We start from the raw sequence: 17,804 nt of genomic DNA, 5'->3' as shown, positions 1-17,804 counted from the left end.
TAGTGCTTAGCGCATTCTGCGCCGCATTCAGCCCGCTCAAGCCGGTCGAAAACATGCTCATTGCTCAATATCCCTATCATGTTGCTAAGCGCATTAGATTTTTCCAAAATATACTTTATTTGAGGAGGTCAATAAAGAGAAAAGCAATGTCGTGTCTTTTGACTTGTGCCGCGTCATTGTTTTAACTCAATAACGCTGACGTATCTTTCGGAAACGCGGCCCTATGGCCGCTGTGAGCTGCTAGAATCCTTTTATGACTGCTTATCCTGATTCCCAAGGCCCTGATACGGCTCCCATCCCTCCGGCTACTCGCACGGCCTTACTGGCCGAGCTGGAAGGCTATGAGCACCTGCTGTTTGAACCCATGACCCAGACCGACCTGGATCGCCTCTACGCGCTTTACGATCAGTGGGTCGAGCGGTTGGGCGATTCCCCCGAAGCTATCGCGCTGTGCGACGGCCTGGATGACTTTATCGGCGCCTGCATTGAAGACGATGGGGCAGGGGGTGATAGCGTCGAGCGAGCCTATTTCGATCTGGTGGCCACAGTGCAAGAAGGTGGACGTTAAAGAAGTATACGTTTAACTTTCCCAATTTGCGTTAGGATTGAGTGATTTTGTCAAAGCATAAAACATATTGAAGAGAGGTGCTTGGTGTCTAAAAGCGGTAACAATACATTTTCTGATGAAATGCGTCAGGCTCGTGGTGAACCGTCACCTGTTATGCAAGCGATGATAGAAGTCGGCAGCGTACTGGATGAGCAAGCGTGTCAAGTGATTCATCGGGTATCTGAAATATCTCCTGAGATTGCTGAAAACGTTCAAAAGAAAGCGCTTAGTACGGTCGTGAATACATTAACGGCGAGTCATGAGGCCGAGGCAGGTGAAGGTGAGCCCATTAAGCTTCAGCAAGGCAAGACGGCTATTGTCCAACAACGTGAACACCACGCAGATTCGGCGATGAGCCAGGCACTCCTTGTCAGGCGAGATTACCACGACACGTTTTTACACAAGCAAAATGCCGATTGCGCAGCACTGGATAATGACTTGTATGCCAGCTTTCAGCGTATGCAGCGCGCCTTACTGGAAGCACAGCGACATCTAGCAGCACTGGATATTCTGAGTGACCTGGAGAACAATTTATTTAGCGAGCGTGCACGTAAAGGGGGGCATGCTCAGGTAAGGCCTGCTGCTCAAAAAGAGCAGGAGAGGCTGTTGGATGCTGTTGTCAAAAACATGATGTATAACATTTACCATGATGGTAATTACAAGAAGAGTGCAAGCAAGAAGGAAGTCACTGATTACTTGACGGCAATGATTTTTTGGCTTAACCAACAAGCTCGTTTTCTGAAGATTGAAACTGTAGATGATCTTCATAGCGATATCCAGACGTCACTAAATAAACGTAAAGCACCAGGTGAGGATTCTCATTTTGTTAAAGGCTCGATGCGCAGGCCCATACAAATGCATGAGACGTTGATGCGTATGCAAGACAAGTTGATGTATGAACATGGTGTCCTTAAAGGCGGCCAGGACGTGTTGGTTTGCCTGATGAAAAAACGATTTGTCGCACTGCCCGAGGAGGCGAGAGAAGCGATCGACTCAGTGCCTCACTTTGAAGACTTGCAACCGTATGTGGATCGACTACTTGACGCTCAGTCTTGGCGGGACGTGCTGGGAAAAAGTGATTCATGGCGCGAGAAATAAAAAACTTGCCGCCTCGAAGGACGGCAAGCCATGAGCCAAATAGGTCGATTAGAACCCGTTCATCATGGGAGGTGGCCCTAACCAGGGCATTAGGTCAACAACACGTGTCTTACGGTCTGTGAAGACCACAACGCGTTGTCGAGTGATCAGTATATCTAACGCCTCCTTGAGATCGTTTTTATTGCGCAAGGCACGAGGCGCCTTCTGCCGCACTTCATTGTAACGTATGAAGCGCCAGTTAAATTGCCGCAATTCTTCGAACCATGTATCCAAACACGCAGCATGCTGATCCTCCTTGGGGGGCGGCATGAACACTTGCTGAAAATGACCCGAGTAGTAAAGGCAAATCTCGGTGGCCATGCGCACTGTCTCGGGTTCGATCCCCCCTTCATAAGACTCAAACAGATGCAGAAGTCCCGCGACTCGGGCGATATTTTCCGCTAATTTTGAACCATGATCCGGGCAGTCCTGAAAATATCCGCCAGGCGCCATCTGCATCTCGATCTCATTGGCCACCTGCGACCAATAGTGGCTACCTTCCGCCGTAAATGTCACTTCCTCGCGTGGCTCTTCGGGTGCATGGGCGAGTATCAGGTTTTCCCGCACCAGGGCTTCCAAGCGCGCTTCAGCCTGCTCCCAATCACCCGATGAGGGGTGGGCATCCAGTGAATGAGTGCGGTTGCCGCGCACGGATAGCGGATTGCAGACAATAAAGCGGGCTAGCAACCCCGATTCTCGCGCCTGTTGGCCTTGCGTTTCCATGTAACGTGCGACCACACCGGGTTGCACCATGAGCAGCAGCATCAAGCGAGGGTCGTCCAGGATGATATCGTCTTTCGTCGCGCGGGTGATGATGGTATCGCCACCACTCCACAGCGAGTTAAGGTGGCCACGCGCACGGTTCATAGAGCCTGTGAAGAATATTTCCGCTTCATCAGTGACTAACGCCGCGCTGGGCGTAGCATTTTGTAGCCCCATGAAGAGGGCTTCCGGGGTGGTGTCTTCGTAGAGCAGTCGGAACTCGCGCGGCGGTTCAGGACGGCGGTGATGTATCTCGCGCAGTTCCTGTCGTTCTGCCTGGGCGGTACCCCCTTTGGTTTTTTTGCGATAAATCGCCTGGGTCAACACTTTGTTCTCCGTGTTCCACTCTTCAAGCTCTCCTTGATACGTGTACAGCCGGTTGCGATAGGCTTTTCGTTGCTCTCGCTGCAGTTTCCTGATGATCTTCAATATCTTATCCAGGAGGGGCGTTTTGCCCTCACCAGATCCCGCCACGGCCATGATAAAGGCAGCCAAAGGTTTGCGTGACCCATAAGGCATTTTGATGTCGTAGCGGCCTTGAGCCGCCAAGCTAATGGCGCCCAGTAGCGTGATCACGGCGAGATCAGACGACACCTGGCATTCCTGTGCTAGCTCGACGCTCGCTCGAAATAGCAAGGTGGTGTTGAGAGGCTCGGTATTGGATTGACCGGGGGCCGGTAACTTCGGTTGAAAGGGGTAGCTCATTTTGACTCTCTCCTGGTTAAAAAAGGTGATGCCATCGGACGATGCCCGACGACAGGAGAAAGCTTAGAGGGAGCTAAAGGGCGTGTAATTCGGCCTGCTTGAACTATATTTTTTACAAGCAGGGCTGTTGATATTCAAATTTACCTGTGATCCAAATTTAAGCGGTGATTTTTTTGGCGTACCCGAACTGGCTATTTTGGCTACTAATAGCCGAAATAGCGGGTTGTGAGTTCAAGGCACTTTTTTTTTCACCAGAAAAACGGCTTTTGCCGTCAGAGTTGGCCGTGGCTTGAGTTAGAATAAATTATCATATCGATATTCATTACTTGATTATTGGTTCTGTATATTTGCCAGGTTCGTCGGTGGGTTAGGTATCACAACCCGGTGCGTAAGCGCTCAACCAGCGCCTTAGGATCGCCTGGCCTGGCCCTTTCGGATAACGCCTACCCTGAAGCCACTCAGCCAAGGTGCGAGGTGATACCTCCATCTCGGTAGCCATTTGCGCCTGGGTGATGCCACGCTCGCGTTTGACAGCGGCGACGTCTCTGAGCAATCGGCGTAGTGGCTCCTGCTGTTCGAGCTTGGCCAGCCGGGCATCCTCGGCAGCGGTATCGCGTTGCGGTGTTTCGCTAGGCGTCTGCATGGGGAAGGGGGATTGTTGGAAAGTGAGAGGCGGATACATAGGTCGCTCCTGAATCAAATGGAAATAAGCAGAAAACGGAATTGATCGGCGGAAAATCCTTGGCGGGGTGTGCGGGCAAGAATACGCCCTGCTTGGATTTCCCCCGGCGTTTGTCGTTGGAAGACCCATTTACCGGGGTATTTCACGCGGCTGACGGTGTTTTGCCTATATAATAGAGCAAGGAAAGCGATAACAACTGGGGGGGGGCTGGAGCGCGGTAATATGAGGGGCTTTAAAGCACCGGCATCGGTATTATGCGTCCGGCATCGGCATGGGATCTCCCATAAACTGACGCGGGCGGCCAGGCCCCGGCCCCTCGGGTAATACCGGTTTTTTGCTGGTCTGCGTGGTTCGGCCTGTGACCAATAAGGCGGCATATTCGTCGATCTTGCTGAGATATTTGGCGGTATCAGCAAGTCCTTGCTGTTTTTCTATGTCGTGATAATTGATGATCCCCATCGCGTTGTTTTTGTATCTGTTTTCTGCATCAAGGTTACAGTTGTAGTAAAGCCCTTGCGCCCCCGTAATTGACTGCTTCCAAAATTCCCCGATCTGTTGGGCATGGAGTATATCGCGCTGGCAGCGATGGCCGTCGAAGAAGAACAGCATGTGATAATGAAAGCCCTTCTCAGGCCGCCATTCCAGCTTCCAGGCATAGCCCACCATGTCAGTGAAGAGGGGATGAGTGGTGAAGGCATGGCTAAGCTGCTCGCGATGAAAACGCGCCGTTGCGTAGTCGATATACGGCGTGTCCTGTTGGGTGTAGCTCAGGTCGACGCGCAGCACCATCAAGCGGCTGTAGCAAGCAAATAAGGCCTGGATCAAGTCGGTAAAACGCCGGTAGTTCTTCAGGCTATTGCGCCGATGGCGGTAACATTCATCCGTAAAGGTGGGCTGCTTCAGGGATTGCTGCCAAGCACTCAAGCGTTGGTTAAGTGCCATCACGGTTTGCTCGGCCATCTTAAGGTTCATCGTGGGCGGCTGAAAAAAGCCCGCTTCACGCAGGTAGGGGCAGCTGGAAAACGCCCACAAAAAACGCTCAATGTAGGGGCTGCGCTTATATTGTTGGCCAATTTCAGTCTCTTGAAATACCGTGACCAGCACCGTGTAGAGCGTTGTGAGCGTGTCGAGCAGGCCACCGTGTGCCAAAGTGACGACTGGGCTATCGTGTCCGTCAGGCACGATGAGGCGCTGGCTGTCGAGGAAGCGGGGGGTGTTGGCCATAGCCTGTAATTGGTTTTCCGCCCAGATAACATCCTATCGCCATAAGTGGTCTGTATCGGTCAGCATGTCCGTCGGCTCCCAGGCGAAGCCCCCGAGTGACTGGCGGATGGCCACCATATCGGTTTCGTTTAAGGTGTCGTAGTCGGCATTATGGAGGGGATCGTGTTGAAGGTGGCTGTCGTGCATGGAGAAGTCCTCGTGGTTAACAGTGAAAGCGCGGTCAGCTTGTACTATCCCCACGGGCTATAAAGAAATACGTCACTGCCGCTATAACATACGTCAAAAAGAGTGCATCGCGTAATAGGAAAGTCGCGCTGGTCTCCGCACGGTACTCCCTGGCGTCCCATAATGACGGCTGACAGCCTCCTAAGCGCGCTACACGGCTTGATAGCGCTGTGACCTTGGCATTCCCACCTTAGGCGTATTCACCGCCTTAGACCCGCATTCTCGGCGTCTGGAGAAGCGCTCAATGACGCTCAGCTCCCGACCTGTCCTCCCATAAAAAAGTTAAACAACTCAAAATAGGATTTACATAAGTGTTTTGACTCAAGCTCGCTTACACTCTTACGTTTTATCATTGGCGATCCTCGACGAATCGCCTCTACGCTCAATCGCTTTATCTTGCCTTTCCAATAATCAGTTTATGACCTCATCTTCCTATTGACCGTTCAATAGCGACAATAGCGCGCTAACTCTGCGATAGCGCTGATGGTTTACTCACGTTTATTTCCACTCACGTAAATGCAGGTGGATCTCTCAAGGATTGCCTTGTATCGATTACATTCAACGCAAACAACCCTATTACCCCGTATCGTTAAGAAAGCGCTTTGTCTTCAACAGCGCATTCGATGAAGGCGTTATATTTCAAAGCCAGCGTTTGATCTTGAGGATCACGCTGCCTGAAGGAGTCTTCCCTCTAAAGAAGAAAAGATGATTAGCATTGGTATGTAGGGTTATGGGTTAATAACTGAGGTTGCGATATAGCAATGGTTGTACGTAATGCAAAGTGGCTTTAGCAGGTAAGAATAATATAGGTGGTAATGATAGTGGTATAGTGGATGCTTAAAGCCATAATGGGTAATGAAGATGATAATGGTAAATTAAATAAATGGATAATAAGTTAAGTGTGATAATAGAGTGATCTAATAGTGATTCTAACAAAGCAATTAAAGTCGTTTAATTAAAGTAACTAAAGTAATAAGTAATTTAATTAAAGTAACTAAAGTAATAAGTAATAACATAGGAACCCAAATTCCGTCTGTGTCTTATATTCCTAAAAGGCTAAGGTTTCTTGACGTCTAGCGTTTAAAGGCCTTAAAAGACTAAAGGTCTTGACCTTATCCCAATCGAAAAAGTTAGTGTCGGCATGCCGTCTTCAATCCTCCCTGATTTGATTTAAAAAAATGTCAGCCCTGTAGTATCTCCTTGAAGCCGGATTCCCGGTTTTATCTCGCATGACTACAGGAGGTTCTATGACCACACGCTGTCCACGCTGTCAGGCGGTTAGGCTGGCTCCTCGCCAGCTAGGCCGTCAGATCGGCACCACCACGGGGGTACTCTCCGGCGGCACTACCGGCGCATTAAGTGCGTTGGGTGGGGCCAAGACCGGCGCGACGATGGGCTTGGTTGCCGGGCCTGTCGGCGCGTCTGTGGGCACGCTGGCTGGAGCGCTGTTCGGTGCTCTCGCGGGTGCCACCGCAGGCGGTATTGCCGGTACCCGTTTAGGTCACACGCTCGATGACAAGGTGCTCGATAATGTCGAGTGCCTGGCGTGCGGCCACACCTTCCGCATGCCGGTGCCGGATTATCCCGCCTTGCCAGCACCGTAATCTCCACATCTCACCCCCACGTTTTACCCCTTAACCGATAGTGCTTTCACGGTAAGCCCGCGCCTTTTTGGCAGCGGGCCGTTATGCCGTGTCTTAACGAAAATCCTCACCCAGGAGACTCACCATGAGCCACAACCCCCAACCCCGCATTACCGAGCTTCACCCCGCCACGACGCAGGATCGCCAGGAAGGTGACAGCCGGATTCCGTTTGAGCAAGCCGGGCCGGTACCGATAGCGAACGAAGTGCCCACCGAGAGGAAACCCAGGCTATCCGAGAGGGCCAAGCCCGGTAGCATCACCGCCTCCGTGCTGGAGGCCATCGAGCAAAGCAACATGCCCGCCCCGGTCAGCCGGGATGCGCGGGTCAAGCATCCTCCGGCACCCCAGCGCCGTTATCGTGAGCAAGCACGGCGATTAGTCGATACCCGTGCGCTGGATCGCAACGCTTGGCTGGCGATTCGCCAAAGTGGCATTGGCAGTAGTGATGCCGCTGCGTCCGTGGGCCTCAATCCTTACAAATCCCAGCTGGAACTCTGGATGGAAAAAACGGGTCGGCAGTCGGGTAGCATCGAGCCTCACCATGACGACAAGCTCACAAGCCCGCTGCATTGGGGCCAAGTGTTAGAGCCTTTGGTGGCGGAGCACTACGCCCGCCACACCGGCCATCGGGTGCAGCGGGTCAATGCGATTCTGCAGCATGTGGAGCATCCCTGGATGCTCGCCAACCTGGATCGGGAGATCGTCGGCAACGAGGGCGTGCAAATCCTGGAGTGTAAAACCGCTGGGCTCTATGGAGCGAAGCTGTGGAAAGACGGCGTGCCCGAGTACGTGCAGCTGCAGGTGATGCACCAACTCGCGGTGACCGGACAACAGGCCGCCGATGTGGCCGTGCTGTTAGGCGGCCATGAGCTGCAAATTCATCGTATCGAGCGGGATGAGGCGATGATCGACCAACTCATCAGCCTGGAACGCCAGTTCTGGGACTTTGTGGAGAATGACACCCCACCGCCTGCCGATGGCTCGGATTCAGCGGATCGGGCACTTAGGACGCTGTTTCCGCAAGATAACGGCGAAACTATCGACCTCAGCCACGACATCGACCTTAGCCAGGCCTTTGTCGACCTGCAACGGGTCCGGCAAACCTTGGACGATGCCAAGAAGCAGGAAGCCAAGCTCAAGCATAAACTGCAGCAAGGCATGGGTACGGCAACGCTGGCCAGTTTTCCGTCGGGCAGTCTCAGCTGGAAGCAAACCGCCCCGGTGAAGCGGCTCGACACCAAAGCGCTGCAAAAGGACCACCCCGGTCTGTGTGCCGATTACCTCAAAGCCTACCCCGGCTCACGGCGATTGACGGTGCGCCAGTAGCTCGACCATTCAACTCTCAATCTCAACCCACGCAACGCCTCAGCGCGGCTTTCCGGCCGTTCTGGGGCGTTTTTGATGCGTGATCCCTTCCGAAATACCCACACTTAGAATAAGGAGGCTTTTATGCTTAAAGGCTTAGCGATAACCCCGCCCATTCTGGGGCGGATTGCGATTGGCAAAGTCGTGGAACATAACGGCAAACGCCTACCGCAAAAAGACGATCAATTCACCTTAACCTCGCAACTCCAGACTAAGGAAGGCTGGATACGCCACCCGCTAGACGAACAACTCAGAGCCGAGCAGGAGGGCAAACTGCGGCAAATCCCCATTCGGCTGCTGTTCAATGATCCCGAGCTAAATCTTAGAGCCGAGTACGCGCTGTTCGACCGGCAAACCGCACGGCCTTTGTGCGTGGGCGATGGCGAGCAGTGTAAACGCCGCACCCGCGAGGGCATGGAGACGCTGCCGTGTCCGGCCCCGGATGCCTGCCCCTTGGCTCAGGGCGGGGCCTGCAAGCCTTACGGGCGATTGAACGTGCTGATTGGCGATGATGACCCGCTGGGGAGTTTTATCTTTCGTACCACCGGCTTCAACTCGATCCGCACCCTGGCCGCACGCTTGGCGTATTTCAAAGCCATTTCGGGTAACCGCTTGGCGTGTATGCCGCTGGAATTGCGCTTGCGAGGCAAATCCACCCGCCAGAGCCGGGGCACACCGATCTTCTACGTCGATATCACCCTGCGCGAAGGCTGGACGCTGGAAGAAACCTTGGCGGAAGCGCAACGCCTGGATGACTGGCATCAACAAGCAGGCTTTGATCAAAAAGCCCTCGATAGAGCGGCTAAAGCAGGTTTTGCCAATGGGGCGTTTGAAGACAGCGCCGAAGAATCCATCGACGTGGTCGAAGAGTTTTACCCTGATGCGCCCGACCACCCACCGGGCGGGCAAGAGCCCAATGCCCCGGTGACCCTGGCCAACAAGCTGCAGGCCAAAAGCCAGCCGCAAGACCCGGCTAACCCCGAGGCATCCACCGAAGACGAAACACCCCCATCTTCCAATACTCAGCCAGCCCCGCAACGCCAGGCCAAACGCGCCTGATGCTCATGCCCGTGCAATGCGGGCTTTTGGCAACACAGCAAATGCAACACACCACACCGCTAACTCCACTCATCCACTTCACGGCACTACCAACCCAATTCATTCAACTCAACCTAACCCCCACCTAGCAACACCTCATGCCCGCTATCCCCAAGGGAGCGGGCCGCTATGCCGTCCTTTTACGGTTAGCAATGGCTTACTTACCTACGAAAAGAAGGAGTTTCACCCATGCGTATTCTCACCCACGACCAACTGCACCGCACCGCGCCCGCCATCTTCGCCAATGAGCCTGACCAGGCTGTGTCCGACCGCTACGGCTTTGTGCCCACCATCAATGTAGTCGATGCCTTGCAGGCCGAGGGCTGGTACCCGGTGCGTGCTCAACAAACCAATGTGCGCCAAGCCGAAAGGCAAAGCGTCGCCCGGCACTTGATCCGCTTTCGGCAAGACCCTGATCGGCAAATCAATGTCGGCGATAGCGTGACCGAACTGGTACTCACCAACAGCCACGACCGTAGCGCCGCCTTTCAGCTGGATCTGGGGCTGTTTCGGCTGATCTGTCTCAACGGCATGGTGACGCCGGTCGGCGATGTCGGCGGTATTCGCGTGCGTCACGGCAAGCAAATTGTCGATGAAATCCTGGAAGGCTCGATTCAGCTTAGCCACCAAGTCCCCCGCATTGCCGAAGGCGTGGAGGCATTTCAATCGACGTTAATTCGCCACGAAGAAGCGCAACTGTTCGCCGAATCCGCTTTGTCGCTGCGCTACGGCGACGATTGGCAGCAAACCAGCCCCGTGCAGCCGGGGGATATTCTCGAAGCCCGAAGATCCGAGGATGCCAACGGCTCGCTGTGGAGTGTGTTCAACCGTACCCAAGAAAACCTGTTCAAAGGCGGCTTACGGGGCAAATCCGCCAATGGGCGGCGTACCCGCACACGGCCCATTAATAGCGTGACCGAAGACGTGCGCCTTAACCGGGCGCTGTGGAAGCTCACCGAGCGCTTTGCCGAACTTAAGGGCGCGACCCTCGTCGCCTAAGCCACTCACCGATAAGGAGATCCCGCATGACCTGCCAACCATTATCACCGCAACTCATCGCCGGGGAAGAACCCGGCACCTATCGCTTAACCAGTGACGTGACCAGTGCTCAGCTATTGCACCTGGCCAAAATGATTGCCCGGCGTAAGCTGCGCAAAGGCAATAAACTCACCCAACCCGAGCAGGTCCACCGCTGCCTGCAAACGCTGATGCTGGATTACCCCTACGAGGTATTCGGCACCTTGCTGCTGGATACCCAGCATCGCCTGATTGCGTTTGATGAGCTATTTCGGGGGACGATTGACTGTGCCAGTGTCTATCCCCGTGAAGTAATCAAGCATGCCATCGAGCACAATGCCGCCGCTGTCATTTTGGTGCATAACCACCCAAGCGGTGACCCCGAACCGAGCGACGCCGACCGGCGCATTACCCAGCGGCTTAAAGAAGCGCTAGGCCTGGTGGATATTCGGGTGTTGGATCACATCGTGGTGGGCCATGAAGGCTACACCTCGTTTGCCCAACGCGGGTGGCTATAAGGCCACCATCCTTCTTAACACTCAAATCTCGATGCTCAGCCCTCCCTGCCTCACGCCTGCTCTGAGCGGCAGCGTGGGGCGGGGCTTTTCTGGTGGGCGTCTTTTTTTACGCGCATGGGCTATTGGATGAGAGAAAACAGCTAAGCGCTGGTATGGGCTTGGGGTAGGGCGTGTTGTGGTAAAATAAAACGCATTAGGCGAGGAGAAGGCATGGCGGATACTACCCACAAGCCGCATGATACGGGCTATAAAGAGTTATTCAGTTACCCCGAGTTCGTGCAGCAGCTGATTGAAGGCTTTGCGCCGACTGAAATCGCTGAGCTAATGGACTTCTCGACGCTTAATAATCACAGCGGCAACTATATCACGCCACTGTTCGAGGAAAAGTTCGAAGACGTCGTGTGGTCAGTGGAGGTGACCTGGCAGGGGGTGCAGCAGCGAGTGTTCCTTTACATTTTGCTGGAGTTTCAATCCTCGGTGGATCGCACCATGCCGATTCGATTGATGCACTACGTGGCTTGTTTTTACGATCACTTGCTCAAAAATGGAAAGACGACACCGCACAAGGGCTTACCGCCAATTCTGCCTATCGTGCTCTATAATGGGTCTGAGAACTGGACAGCCCGTCAAGATATTTACGACATGGTGTACCCGGAACCGCCCGCGTTCTTGCAGGTCTACCAGCCACATCTACGCTATTACCTGATTGATGAAGGGCGCTACACTGACGAACAACTAGGCTTGGTACAGACACCGCTAAGCGGGGTTTTCAGCATTGAGAAGGCGTCGGCGGATAGAAAAGGGTTGCAGGAAGCCGTGAATCGGATTGTGGCGATTATTCAGGCCGATCCGAACAAGGAGCGTATCGACAAGATCATTACCCGCTGGTTGAAGCGTCACCTACAGCGGCTCGGGGCTGAGGTCAACCTGGATCAGCTCAACAGTTTGGTGGAGGATAAAGATATGTTGGCAGAGAATTTAGAGAATTGGGCGCAGCAAGAGCGCCGTGAAGAGCGTCAGAAGGTTTTGCAGGAAACTGAGCAGCGCGTGAGAGAAGCCGAAAAGCTTGCGTTGGAAAGCAAGCGCAACGCGGCGCGCAAACTGATAGCACTGACTGAAATGAACGATCAGTTAATAGCAGAGATTGAAGAGTTGCCGGTTGAGGAAGTCGAAAAGCTGCGTGCCGAGACTCAGCACTAATTCCACCTTTCAACAGTTTGGTGGAGGATAAAGATATGTTGGCAGAAAACTTAGAGAGTTGGGCAAAGAAAGAACAAATGGAAGGTGAGCAGCGCGGTCGCCTTATGGAAGCACGCTATAATCTTCGTGCTCAGCTCAGCTTCAAATTTGGTGAAGTTCCAGGCTGGGTGGAGAGTCGGGTCGAACAAGCTGACCACGAACAGCTAAAAGTCTGGTCGCGCGATATACTGTTTGCTTCCAGCCTAGACGAAATGTTCAAGCAGTAACCTGCTGAGCAATTTCCCTTCTTTACGCATAAAAAAGGGCAGCCCCGGTGGCTGCCCTTAGCGTCTCTATCGGATGTTATTTTTTTGTCTCTCCGTCCGGTAGCTCCCCGCTGTGAGGCGGTGACAGTTTTTGGTTGGGCGCATCACGCGGTAAGGCACTTTGGCGAGCCGGGCGGTCGCGCTTGCTCCCCGGCAATGCTTGCGTGTTCTCACCTTCCGCTTCACGCGCTTCACGATCCCACGGTACCGACGCCGTCGCCGAATCTGCCGCCGACAGCAGGGATTCATGGCTTAGGTGGGCGTAGCGCTGCGTGGTCTTCACCTGGGTATGCCCCAGCAACTTCTGCACCTCGTACAGCGAATGGCCTTGGTTGATCACGTAGCTGGCAAAGCTATGGCGTAGATCGTGGATGCGCACATCTTTTAAGCCTGCCTTTTGCCGGGCCGTGTTCCACGAGCGAAAAAGAGCCGTGAACGGCTTACCGGTTTTGGGGTTGGGAAACAGATAATCGTTGTCGTCCTGGCGCGGTAATTTGGCCAATAACGAAAGGGCGCCCGTTGACAGCGGCACATGCCGTGTCTTGCCCGTCTTATTGAACTCGATACGCCAGAGTCGGCTATCCAGATCAACATCCTCCCATCGTGCATTCAGCACTTCTCGGCGCCTGGCTCCGGTGAGCAGCAGCATGGCGACGATGAAGGGCAGCAGCGGATTCGGCGAAGCTTCCAGTGCCTCGAATAGCCGTAGTGCCTCGTCGTCTTTTAAGTAGCGTTCCCGCTGGTTGTTCACCGGGTAGACGTCGATACCAGCCGTTGGGTTGCGTGTCATGCCTTCTACCTCCCACTTTAGCGCTAGATTAAAGATATAGCGGGTCATCACGATCATCCGGTTGGTGGAAGCGGGCTTATGTGTCGCACGATGCTCGCTGAACACCTCAATCAGGTGCTGCCGCTTGATCTCGTCCAGGTAAAGGTTGCCAATCTTCGGCAGGACATGATTACGCAACAAGGTTTCATCTGTCTCCCAGCTGCGTTTATAGCCCTTGATAAACGGCATGTAGTGCCCTGCCACAAACTCTCCGAAGGTCGGTATGTCTTTGAGCGTGCGGCGCACCTCGAAGGGATCTTCGCCCATCGCCAGCTTGGCCTGGATGGCCAGCACCTGCTCGCGGGCATCGCTCAACTTCAGTACCTGCGCACTTCCCAGCTTACGCTCCATCTGCTTGCCGCGTAGATCCCGGTAACGGCACGAAAAGGTTTTGGTGCCCGATGCCAGGACCTTTAACACCAATCCTGGGGTTTCTGTATCAAAATAATCAATCTTGCCCTTTTTGGGTGGCATGATACGCTCTACGGCATGTTGCGTTATTTTTTGCTTAGGCATGATATAATTCCTCTTTAAAATCCGTAAACGCCACTGAAAATAGCGTTAAAGCTTATTTTGTACAATTTATTGGGAGAGTCAAGCATGACAGAAGAAAAAGTCAGGTTTGCGTTGGCGATGCGGATTGCCCGCGTGGCAATGGGCATGAGCCAGCAAGAGTTCGCGGATGAGCTAGGCGTGGCCAAATCCACGGTCGCGCGTAATGAAACGCTGGAGATGGCGATGCGGGCCGATACGCTCACGGCCATGTTGCGGGCCATGCGAGAACACGGTGTTGAGATGGACGTGCTGGGATCGCCTGACAGTTTAAGCGTCAAGCTCAATGAAGACGCCTTAACCAAAGCGGCCAATCGTCTGACGAAGAAAAAATAGAGGAGAGCAGATACCCCAAGGCGAATAAAGCCATGTCATGCGCGTTTAATCAGGTAGGCGGTTGCGGCTCGTCGTCACGGTGTGGTGAGCGCACTTGGCATCGTCGGTTGATGGATGAGCAATGGCACAATCTGTCGGGAGAATAAATATATGGTAGAAAAAGCCGAAGGCTTGAAACCCGCGTGGTACGGGGCTTTCAGTATCGGAAAAGGGTAAGAATGAGAGGTAAATTCTGTCGCGAAAATAGAAATATGGTAGAAAACAGCGAAATGGCGTCTTAGGAGAGGAGAAAAGCCAACGTAAATCAGTGGGTTGGCGAAAAGCGCAACTGGCATGCTCACTGCAAGTACCGACCGTCTGGAAGGCACTGCGGACAACGACAAGTATGAAGCTTACCTGAGCCAGAACCCGATGGCCGGTGGTGTTTCTAACACCCTGTCTTCTGCTGACCGCATCGACGGTGGCGACGGTAATGATAGCCTCTACGCCGAAGTTATCCCTGAGTTCTTCGGTGTTAATGGCGGCAACCAGATCGACATTCAGCCGACGATTTCCGACGTTGAGAACATTGAGTTTGAAGCGCGTGATCTGAATGCTCAAGCTGGTGGTACCGTTACCGTTGATGCCAAGAACATCACCGGCGTTAATAACATTGGTTCTACCCAGTCCGACGCTGATCTGGTTATCGAAAACCTGACCACGCTGGACGACAATGGCAGCGCGCGTAACACCGAAGATCTGACTATCAGCATGAATCACACCGATAACTTCAACAGCGATGGCGACGCGTCTGATCTGACCGTCTACTTCGACGAAGATTATCTGCTGTCTGGCCAGAGCACGTCTGTTTCTCAAGCCAACTACTGGCTGCTCGACGAAGATAGCGAAGACTACCTGAACGCGCCGCTGCTCAACGTTGAGCGTAACGGTGTATCGCTGACTATCGACGGCACGCCGGTTGTTATCGAAATGGACGCTGACGTTGCGGCTGCAGCTGACACTTGGGTGTCCTACGCTGCTGCCCTACAGGCGCGTATTGACGAGATGGTCGCTAACGGCGAAACCATCCTCGAAGACATCACTGTTGAAGTTGACGAGAACAATCTCGACTCTACCTTCAACGACGCCGGTATCGAAGTCGATATCCCGGCTATCACGTTGATCGACGCGCAAGGCCGTGACCTGGTGCCGACGGGCTTCGTGACGCCGGAAGATGCCACCGGCCGTTTCGACATCTACGGTGACTTCGACAACGTCGTGTCTGAGAATACTCAAGATCCGATCACTGTTAATGCTGACCTGCATAAGGTTGGTCGTGAAGGTGAAGGTGGCAACCTGCTCATCGGCGGTAAGTCTCAGAGCGAAACTGAAGGCAAAGGCATCGAAGTCTTCAACATCGACGTGCTGGGTGATGAGAGCAAGCTGAGCAACCTGGGTCAGATTGCTTCTACTAACGGCGCGCTGCGTACCGTTAACATCGCAACAGCCGCTGAGTTTGTTGCCGGTGAGACGCACGCCAGCCTGACCGTTCGTGGTGAAGGCAATACCCAAGGTTCAGCTGCTACGCCGTTCGGTGGCACGGTTGATATGATCAACGCCACTGAGTTCTTGGGCGACTTAACCATCGGTAACGAAACAGCGGCAAGCAACGTTAACACCCTGAACGCCACTGGCGGCGGCGATGTTAACTTCACTGCTGACATCACTGCTGAAGGTGTGTACAACTACACCACCGGTGCAGGAACTGACACGGTCTCAGTGTCTCTGGACACAGATGCTATCGACACCATCGGCACCAGCCTTACCATCAATACAGGTAACGGTGATGATGCGGTTATCCTGAACGGCACAGGGCTTGGTTCACAGGCCACTATGGCCGAGCTGGAAAACGTGACCATCAACACGGGTGCAGGTGCTGATAAGGTAGACGTTGTTGAAGAAGTCCGCACTTACATCAATGCCGGTTCAGAAAGCGACTTCGTCGAGTTTGCTGGTGGCGATAGCGGTGTTTGGACCTTCGGTCAGTCCACAGGCGCTCAAGTCTTTGGCGAGCGTGTTTTGTACGAAGCTGAACTGACGGTGACCTTCGCTGGTTTCGAAAGCACCGTAACGGTTGAAACCGATGCGGCTGGCAACTACGTGGCAGATCAGCTGACCATCAATGCGGCCATTAAAGAAGCGATTGCCCAGAACCCTGAGCTCAACCGTCTTCTGGAAGTCACTGACCTCGATGGCACCCAGCAGATCATGGTTGAATCCACTGTGGGTGGTGAAAACGACCTAGCCGTCGATATCTTCCAGCCGACCTTGGTGGAAAACAACGCTGACAGCGGCGAAGTGAACGTGCCGAATGACACCCTGAGCGCCTTCGTTCAAGGGTTGATCGACACCACGAACCTGAACTCCGATGCGCTGGAAAACGCGGCCGAAGTGGTTGCCGAATTCCAAAACGCAGCGTTGAACGGCCACCTGGACAACACCGGTGCAGGCGGCAATGCTGAGAATGATTACAGCGGCTTCAGTGCAGGTACCTCCACCGATGGTGGTGCAGCAAACGCCTCTGTGGTCAACATGGGCACAGGCAGCAACGACCTGTTGGTGATGGACTCCAACGACGCCAGCGCCAATGTTCTTGAAGTCACCAGCAGCTTTGGCAAGGTTAGCGTGGTCAACTTCCACGATGACTCCCCGAACGACGTGACCGATATCAATCAGGTAGGCAACCACGCCCTTGACTTCACCACGTTCCTGAATAACCAGGTAGACCCGTCTACCAATCAGCAGAACAACCAGCAGTCCGCACAGGCTATCAACGTAACGTTGAACACCAACGCCCAGCTGGCGAACTCGCCTGCTAGCACCGGTGTTGCCCTGGCGAACTCTGTCAATATGCTCAACTTTGACGGTACCGTGGCGAACAATGACGTTTCTTGGTCCGACCTTAATGCAGCTAACTTAGTTGCTGCCCTGAACGGCGACACAACTGACGTCGTCGGTGGCTTGGTCGATGGCAGCCTGGATGCCGCCAGCAACACTACCAACCTGATCGGAAACACCCAGCAGCACATCGTCATGGTTGAAAACGACCAGAACGTCGGTGAGTACAAGGTGTTCTCCTTGACCTCAACGGTTGATGCCGACACCGACACGACCGATGGTGAGTTCGACGCAGGTTCAGCTCAGCTGCTAGGTACCATGGACTTTGGTCAGAGCATTAACTTCAACTTGGTAGGCAGCGAAGCTTGGGAAGCCAACTACGCGGACCTGCTGGCAGGTATTGAAGGGTCGACTGAAGCGCCGACCGGGCCGACTCAGCCGACCAATGAGGTCCCGACCATTACGGCCGAGACGTTCGAGGTTGCCGAAGACGCTGCTGATGGCGACGTGGTTGGCACCATTACCGCGAGCGATGCAGACGGTAGCATTACGAACTTCGCTATCGATTCCGGCAATGTCGATGTGGATGGTGACGGAACGGCTGCCTTCAGCATCGCCAGCAATGGTGAAATCACGGTTGCGGATGCTGACGATCTGGTGGCAGACGGCGCCAATGACCCGTTCAACCTGAGCGTAACAGTGACCGACAATGAAGGTGCTA

Annotated in this window: 16 protein-coding genes; 11 read left to right on the top strand and 5 right to left on the bottom strand. The window is 53.8% G+C overall.

Going from position 1 to position 17,804, the window contains the following annotated elements:
- Positions 1-253 precede the first annotated feature (253 nt).
- The gene (locus tag QC823_RS15285; protein WP_309657206.1) at positions 254-568 is read left to right on the top strand and encodes a hypothetical protein; all 315 of its coding nucleotides are present in this window, start codon (positions 254-256) and stop codon (positions 566-568) included.
- Between the two features lie 84 nt (positions 569-652).
- Entirely contained in the window at positions 653-1,705 is a 1,053-nt protein-coding gene (locus QC823_RS15280) for a hypothetical protein (RefSeq protein WP_309657205.1), read from the top strand.
- 48 nt (positions 1,706-1,753) lie between these two features.
- Here QC823_RS15280 and QC823_RS15275 read toward each other — a convergent pair whose 3' ends face one another.
- The 4 genes from QC823_RS15275 to QC823_RS15260 form a co-directional block, all read right to left on the bottom strand.
- Positions 1,754-3,211, bottom strand: a complete 1,458-nt coding sequence (locus QC823_RS15275; protein ID WP_309657204.1) for a YfjI family protein — start codon at positions 3,209-3,211, stop codon at positions 1,754-1,756.
- 367 nt (positions 3,212-3,578) lie between these two features.
- A complete protein-coding gene (locus QC823_RS15270; RefSeq protein ID WP_309657203.1) occupies positions 3,579-3,893 on the bottom strand; it encodes a helix-turn-helix domain-containing protein in 315 nt (104 codons plus the stop codon).
- 252 nt (positions 3,894-4,145) lie between these two features.
- Positions 4,146-5,117 (bottom strand): YagK/YfjJ domain-containing protein, encoded by a 972-nt coding sequence (locus QC823_RS15265; protein ID WP_309657202.1) that lies wholly within the window; start codon positions 5,115-5,117, stop codon positions 4,146-4,148.
- Between the two features lie 33 nt (positions 5,118-5,150).
- Complete coding sequence (locus tag QC823_RS15260; RefSeq protein ID WP_309657201.1) at positions 5,151-5,303, bottom strand: hypothetical protein; 153 nt, start codon at positions 5,301-5,303, stop codon at positions 5,151-5,153.
- Between the two features lie 1,286 nt (positions 5,304-6,589).
- Here QC823_RS15260 and QC823_RS15255 point away from each other — a divergent pair.
- The 7 genes from QC823_RS15255 (at position 6,590) to QC823_RS15225 (ending at position 12,450) form a co-directional block, all read left to right on the top strand.
- Complete coding sequence (locus QC823_RS15255) at positions 6,590-6,946, top strand: hypothetical protein (protein WP_309657200.1); 357 nt, start codon at positions 6,590-6,592, stop codon at positions 6,944-6,946.
- A 124-nt stretch (positions 6,947-7,070) separates the two neighbouring features.
- Positions 7,071-8,312 carry a YqaJ viral recombinase family nuclease gene (locus tag QC823_RS15250; protein ID WP_309657199.1) on the top strand — a complete coding sequence of 414 codons (1,242 nt, stop codon included), beginning with the start codon at positions 7,071-7,073 and terminating at the stop codon, positions 8,310-8,312.
- 123 nt (positions 8,313-8,435) lie between these two features.
- The gene (locus QC823_RS15245) at positions 8,436-9,410 is read left to right on the top strand and encodes a recombination directionality factor (RefSeq protein ID WP_309657198.1); all 975 of its coding nucleotides are present in this window, start codon (positions 8,436-8,438) and stop codon (positions 9,408-9,410) included.
- A 228-nt stretch (positions 9,411-9,638) separates the two neighbouring features.
- Positions 9,639-10,448 carry a DUF932 domain-containing protein gene (locus QC823_RS15240; protein ID WP_309657197.1) on the top strand — a complete coding sequence of 270 codons (810 nt, stop codon included), beginning with the start codon at positions 9,639-9,641 and terminating at the stop codon, positions 10,446-10,448.
- Between the two features lie 26 nt (positions 10,449-10,474).
- Positions 10,475-10,984 carry a RadC family protein gene (gene radC, locus QC823_RS15235; protein WP_309657196.1) on the top strand — a complete coding sequence of 170 codons (510 nt, stop codon included), beginning with the start codon at positions 10,475-10,477 and terminating at the stop codon, positions 10,982-10,984.
- Between the two features lie 210 nt (positions 10,985-11,194).
- Positions 11,195-12,184 carry an Rpn family recombination-promoting nuclease/putative transposase gene (locus QC823_RS15230; protein WP_309657195.1) on the top strand — a complete coding sequence of 330 codons (990 nt, stop codon included), beginning with the start codon at positions 11,195-11,197 and terminating at the stop codon, positions 12,182-12,184.
- A gap of 35 nt (positions 12,185-12,219) precedes the next feature.
- Positions 12,220-12,450: a hypothetical protein gene (locus tag QC823_RS15225; protein WP_309657194.1), complete on the top strand. Its 231-nt coding sequence runs from the start codon at positions 12,220-12,222 to the stop codon at positions 12,448-12,450.
- A 76-nt stretch (positions 12,451-12,526) separates the two neighbouring features.
- Here the strand turns inward: QC823_RS15225 and QC823_RS15220 are convergent, their stop codons facing one another.
- Positions 12,527-13,834, bottom strand: coding sequence for a tyrosine-type recombinase/integrase (locus tag QC823_RS15220; RefSeq protein ID WP_309657193.1), 1,308 nt, complete (start codon positions 13,832-13,834; stop codon positions 12,527-12,529).
- Positions 13,835-13,918: 84 nt separating this feature from the next.
- On the opposite strand from QC823_RS15220, the gene QC823_RS15215 reads away from it, so the two are divergent.
- Both QC823_RS15215 and QC823_RS15210 read left to right on the top strand, forming a co-directional pair.
- Complete coding sequence (locus QC823_RS15215; protein WP_309657192.1) at positions 13,919-14,206, top strand: helix-turn-helix domain-containing protein; 288 nt, start codon at positions 13,919-13,921, stop codon at positions 14,204-14,206.
- 333 nt (positions 14,207-14,539) lie between these two features.
- Positions 14,540-17,804, top strand: a 3,265-nt coding sequence (locus QC823_RS15210; RefSeq protein ID WP_309657191.1) for a beta strand repeat-containing protein, incomplete at its 3' end; no start/stop codon positions are given.

This window comes from Vreelandella vilamensis (assembly GCF_031451755.1).
GTDB classification, from domain to species: Bacteria; Pseudomonadota; Gammaproteobacteria; order Pseudomonadales; family Halomonadaceae; genus Vreelandella; species Vreelandella vilamensis.
Note: the sequence above shows the minus strand (reverse complement) of the source record. Positions and strands in the feature narration are given on the sequence as shown.

Bases quoted from the DNA above. Each gene is read 5' to 3' on its own strand.
- QC823_RS15265 (WP_309657202.1), bottom strand. From the start codon at position 5,117: ATGGCCAACACCCCCCGCTTCCTCGACAGCCAGCGCCTCATCGTGCCT.
- radC (WP_309657196.1), top strand. From the start codon at position 10,475: ATGACCTGCCAACCATTATCACCGCAACTCATCGCCGGGGAAGAACCC.
- QC823_RS15215 (WP_309657192.1), top strand. From the start codon at position 13,919: ATGACAGAAGAAAAAGTCAGGTTTGCGTTGGCGATGCGGATTGCCCGC.
- QC823_RS15285 (WP_309657206.1), top strand. From the start codon at position 254: ATGACTGCTTATCCTGATTCCCAAGGCCCTGATACGGCTCCCATCCCT.
- QC823_RS15240 (WP_309657197.1), top strand. From the start codon at position 9,639: ATGCGTATTCTCACCCACGACCAACTGCACCGCACCGCGCCCGCCATC.
- QC823_RS15270 (WP_309657203.1), bottom strand. From the start codon at position 3,893: ATGTATCCGCCTCTCACTTTCCAACAATCCCCCTTCCCCATGCAGACG.
- QC823_RS15245 (WP_309657198.1), top strand. From the start codon at position 8,436: ATGCTTAAAGGCTTAGCGATAACCCCGCCCATTCTGGGGCGGATTGCG.
- QC823_RS15260 (WP_309657201.1), bottom strand. From the start codon at position 5,303: ATGCACGACAGCCACCTTCAACACGATCCCCTCCATAATGCCGACTAC.
- QC823_RS15255 (WP_309657200.1), top strand. From the start codon at position 6,590: ATGACCACACGCTGTCCACGCTGTCAGGCGGTTAGGCTGGCTCCTCGC.
- QC823_RS15275 (WP_309657204.1), bottom strand. From the start codon at position 3,211: ATGAGCTACCCCTTTCAACCGAAGTTACCGGCCCCCGGTCAATCCAAT.
- QC823_RS15220 (WP_309657193.1), bottom strand. From the start codon at position 13,834: ATGCCTAAGCAAAAAATAACGCAACATGCCGTAGAGCGTATCATGCCA.
- QC823_RS15230 (WP_309657195.1), top strand. From the start codon at position 11,195: ATGGCGGATACTACCCACAAGCCGCATGATACGGGCTATAAAGAGTTA.
- QC823_RS15225 (WP_309657194.1), top strand. From the start codon at position 12,220: ATGTTGGCAGAAAACTTAGAGAGTTGGGCAAAGAAAGAACAAATGGAA.
- QC823_RS15250 (WP_309657199.1), top strand. From the start codon at position 7,071: ATGAGCCACAACCCCCAACCCCGCATTACCGAGCTTCACCCCGCCACG.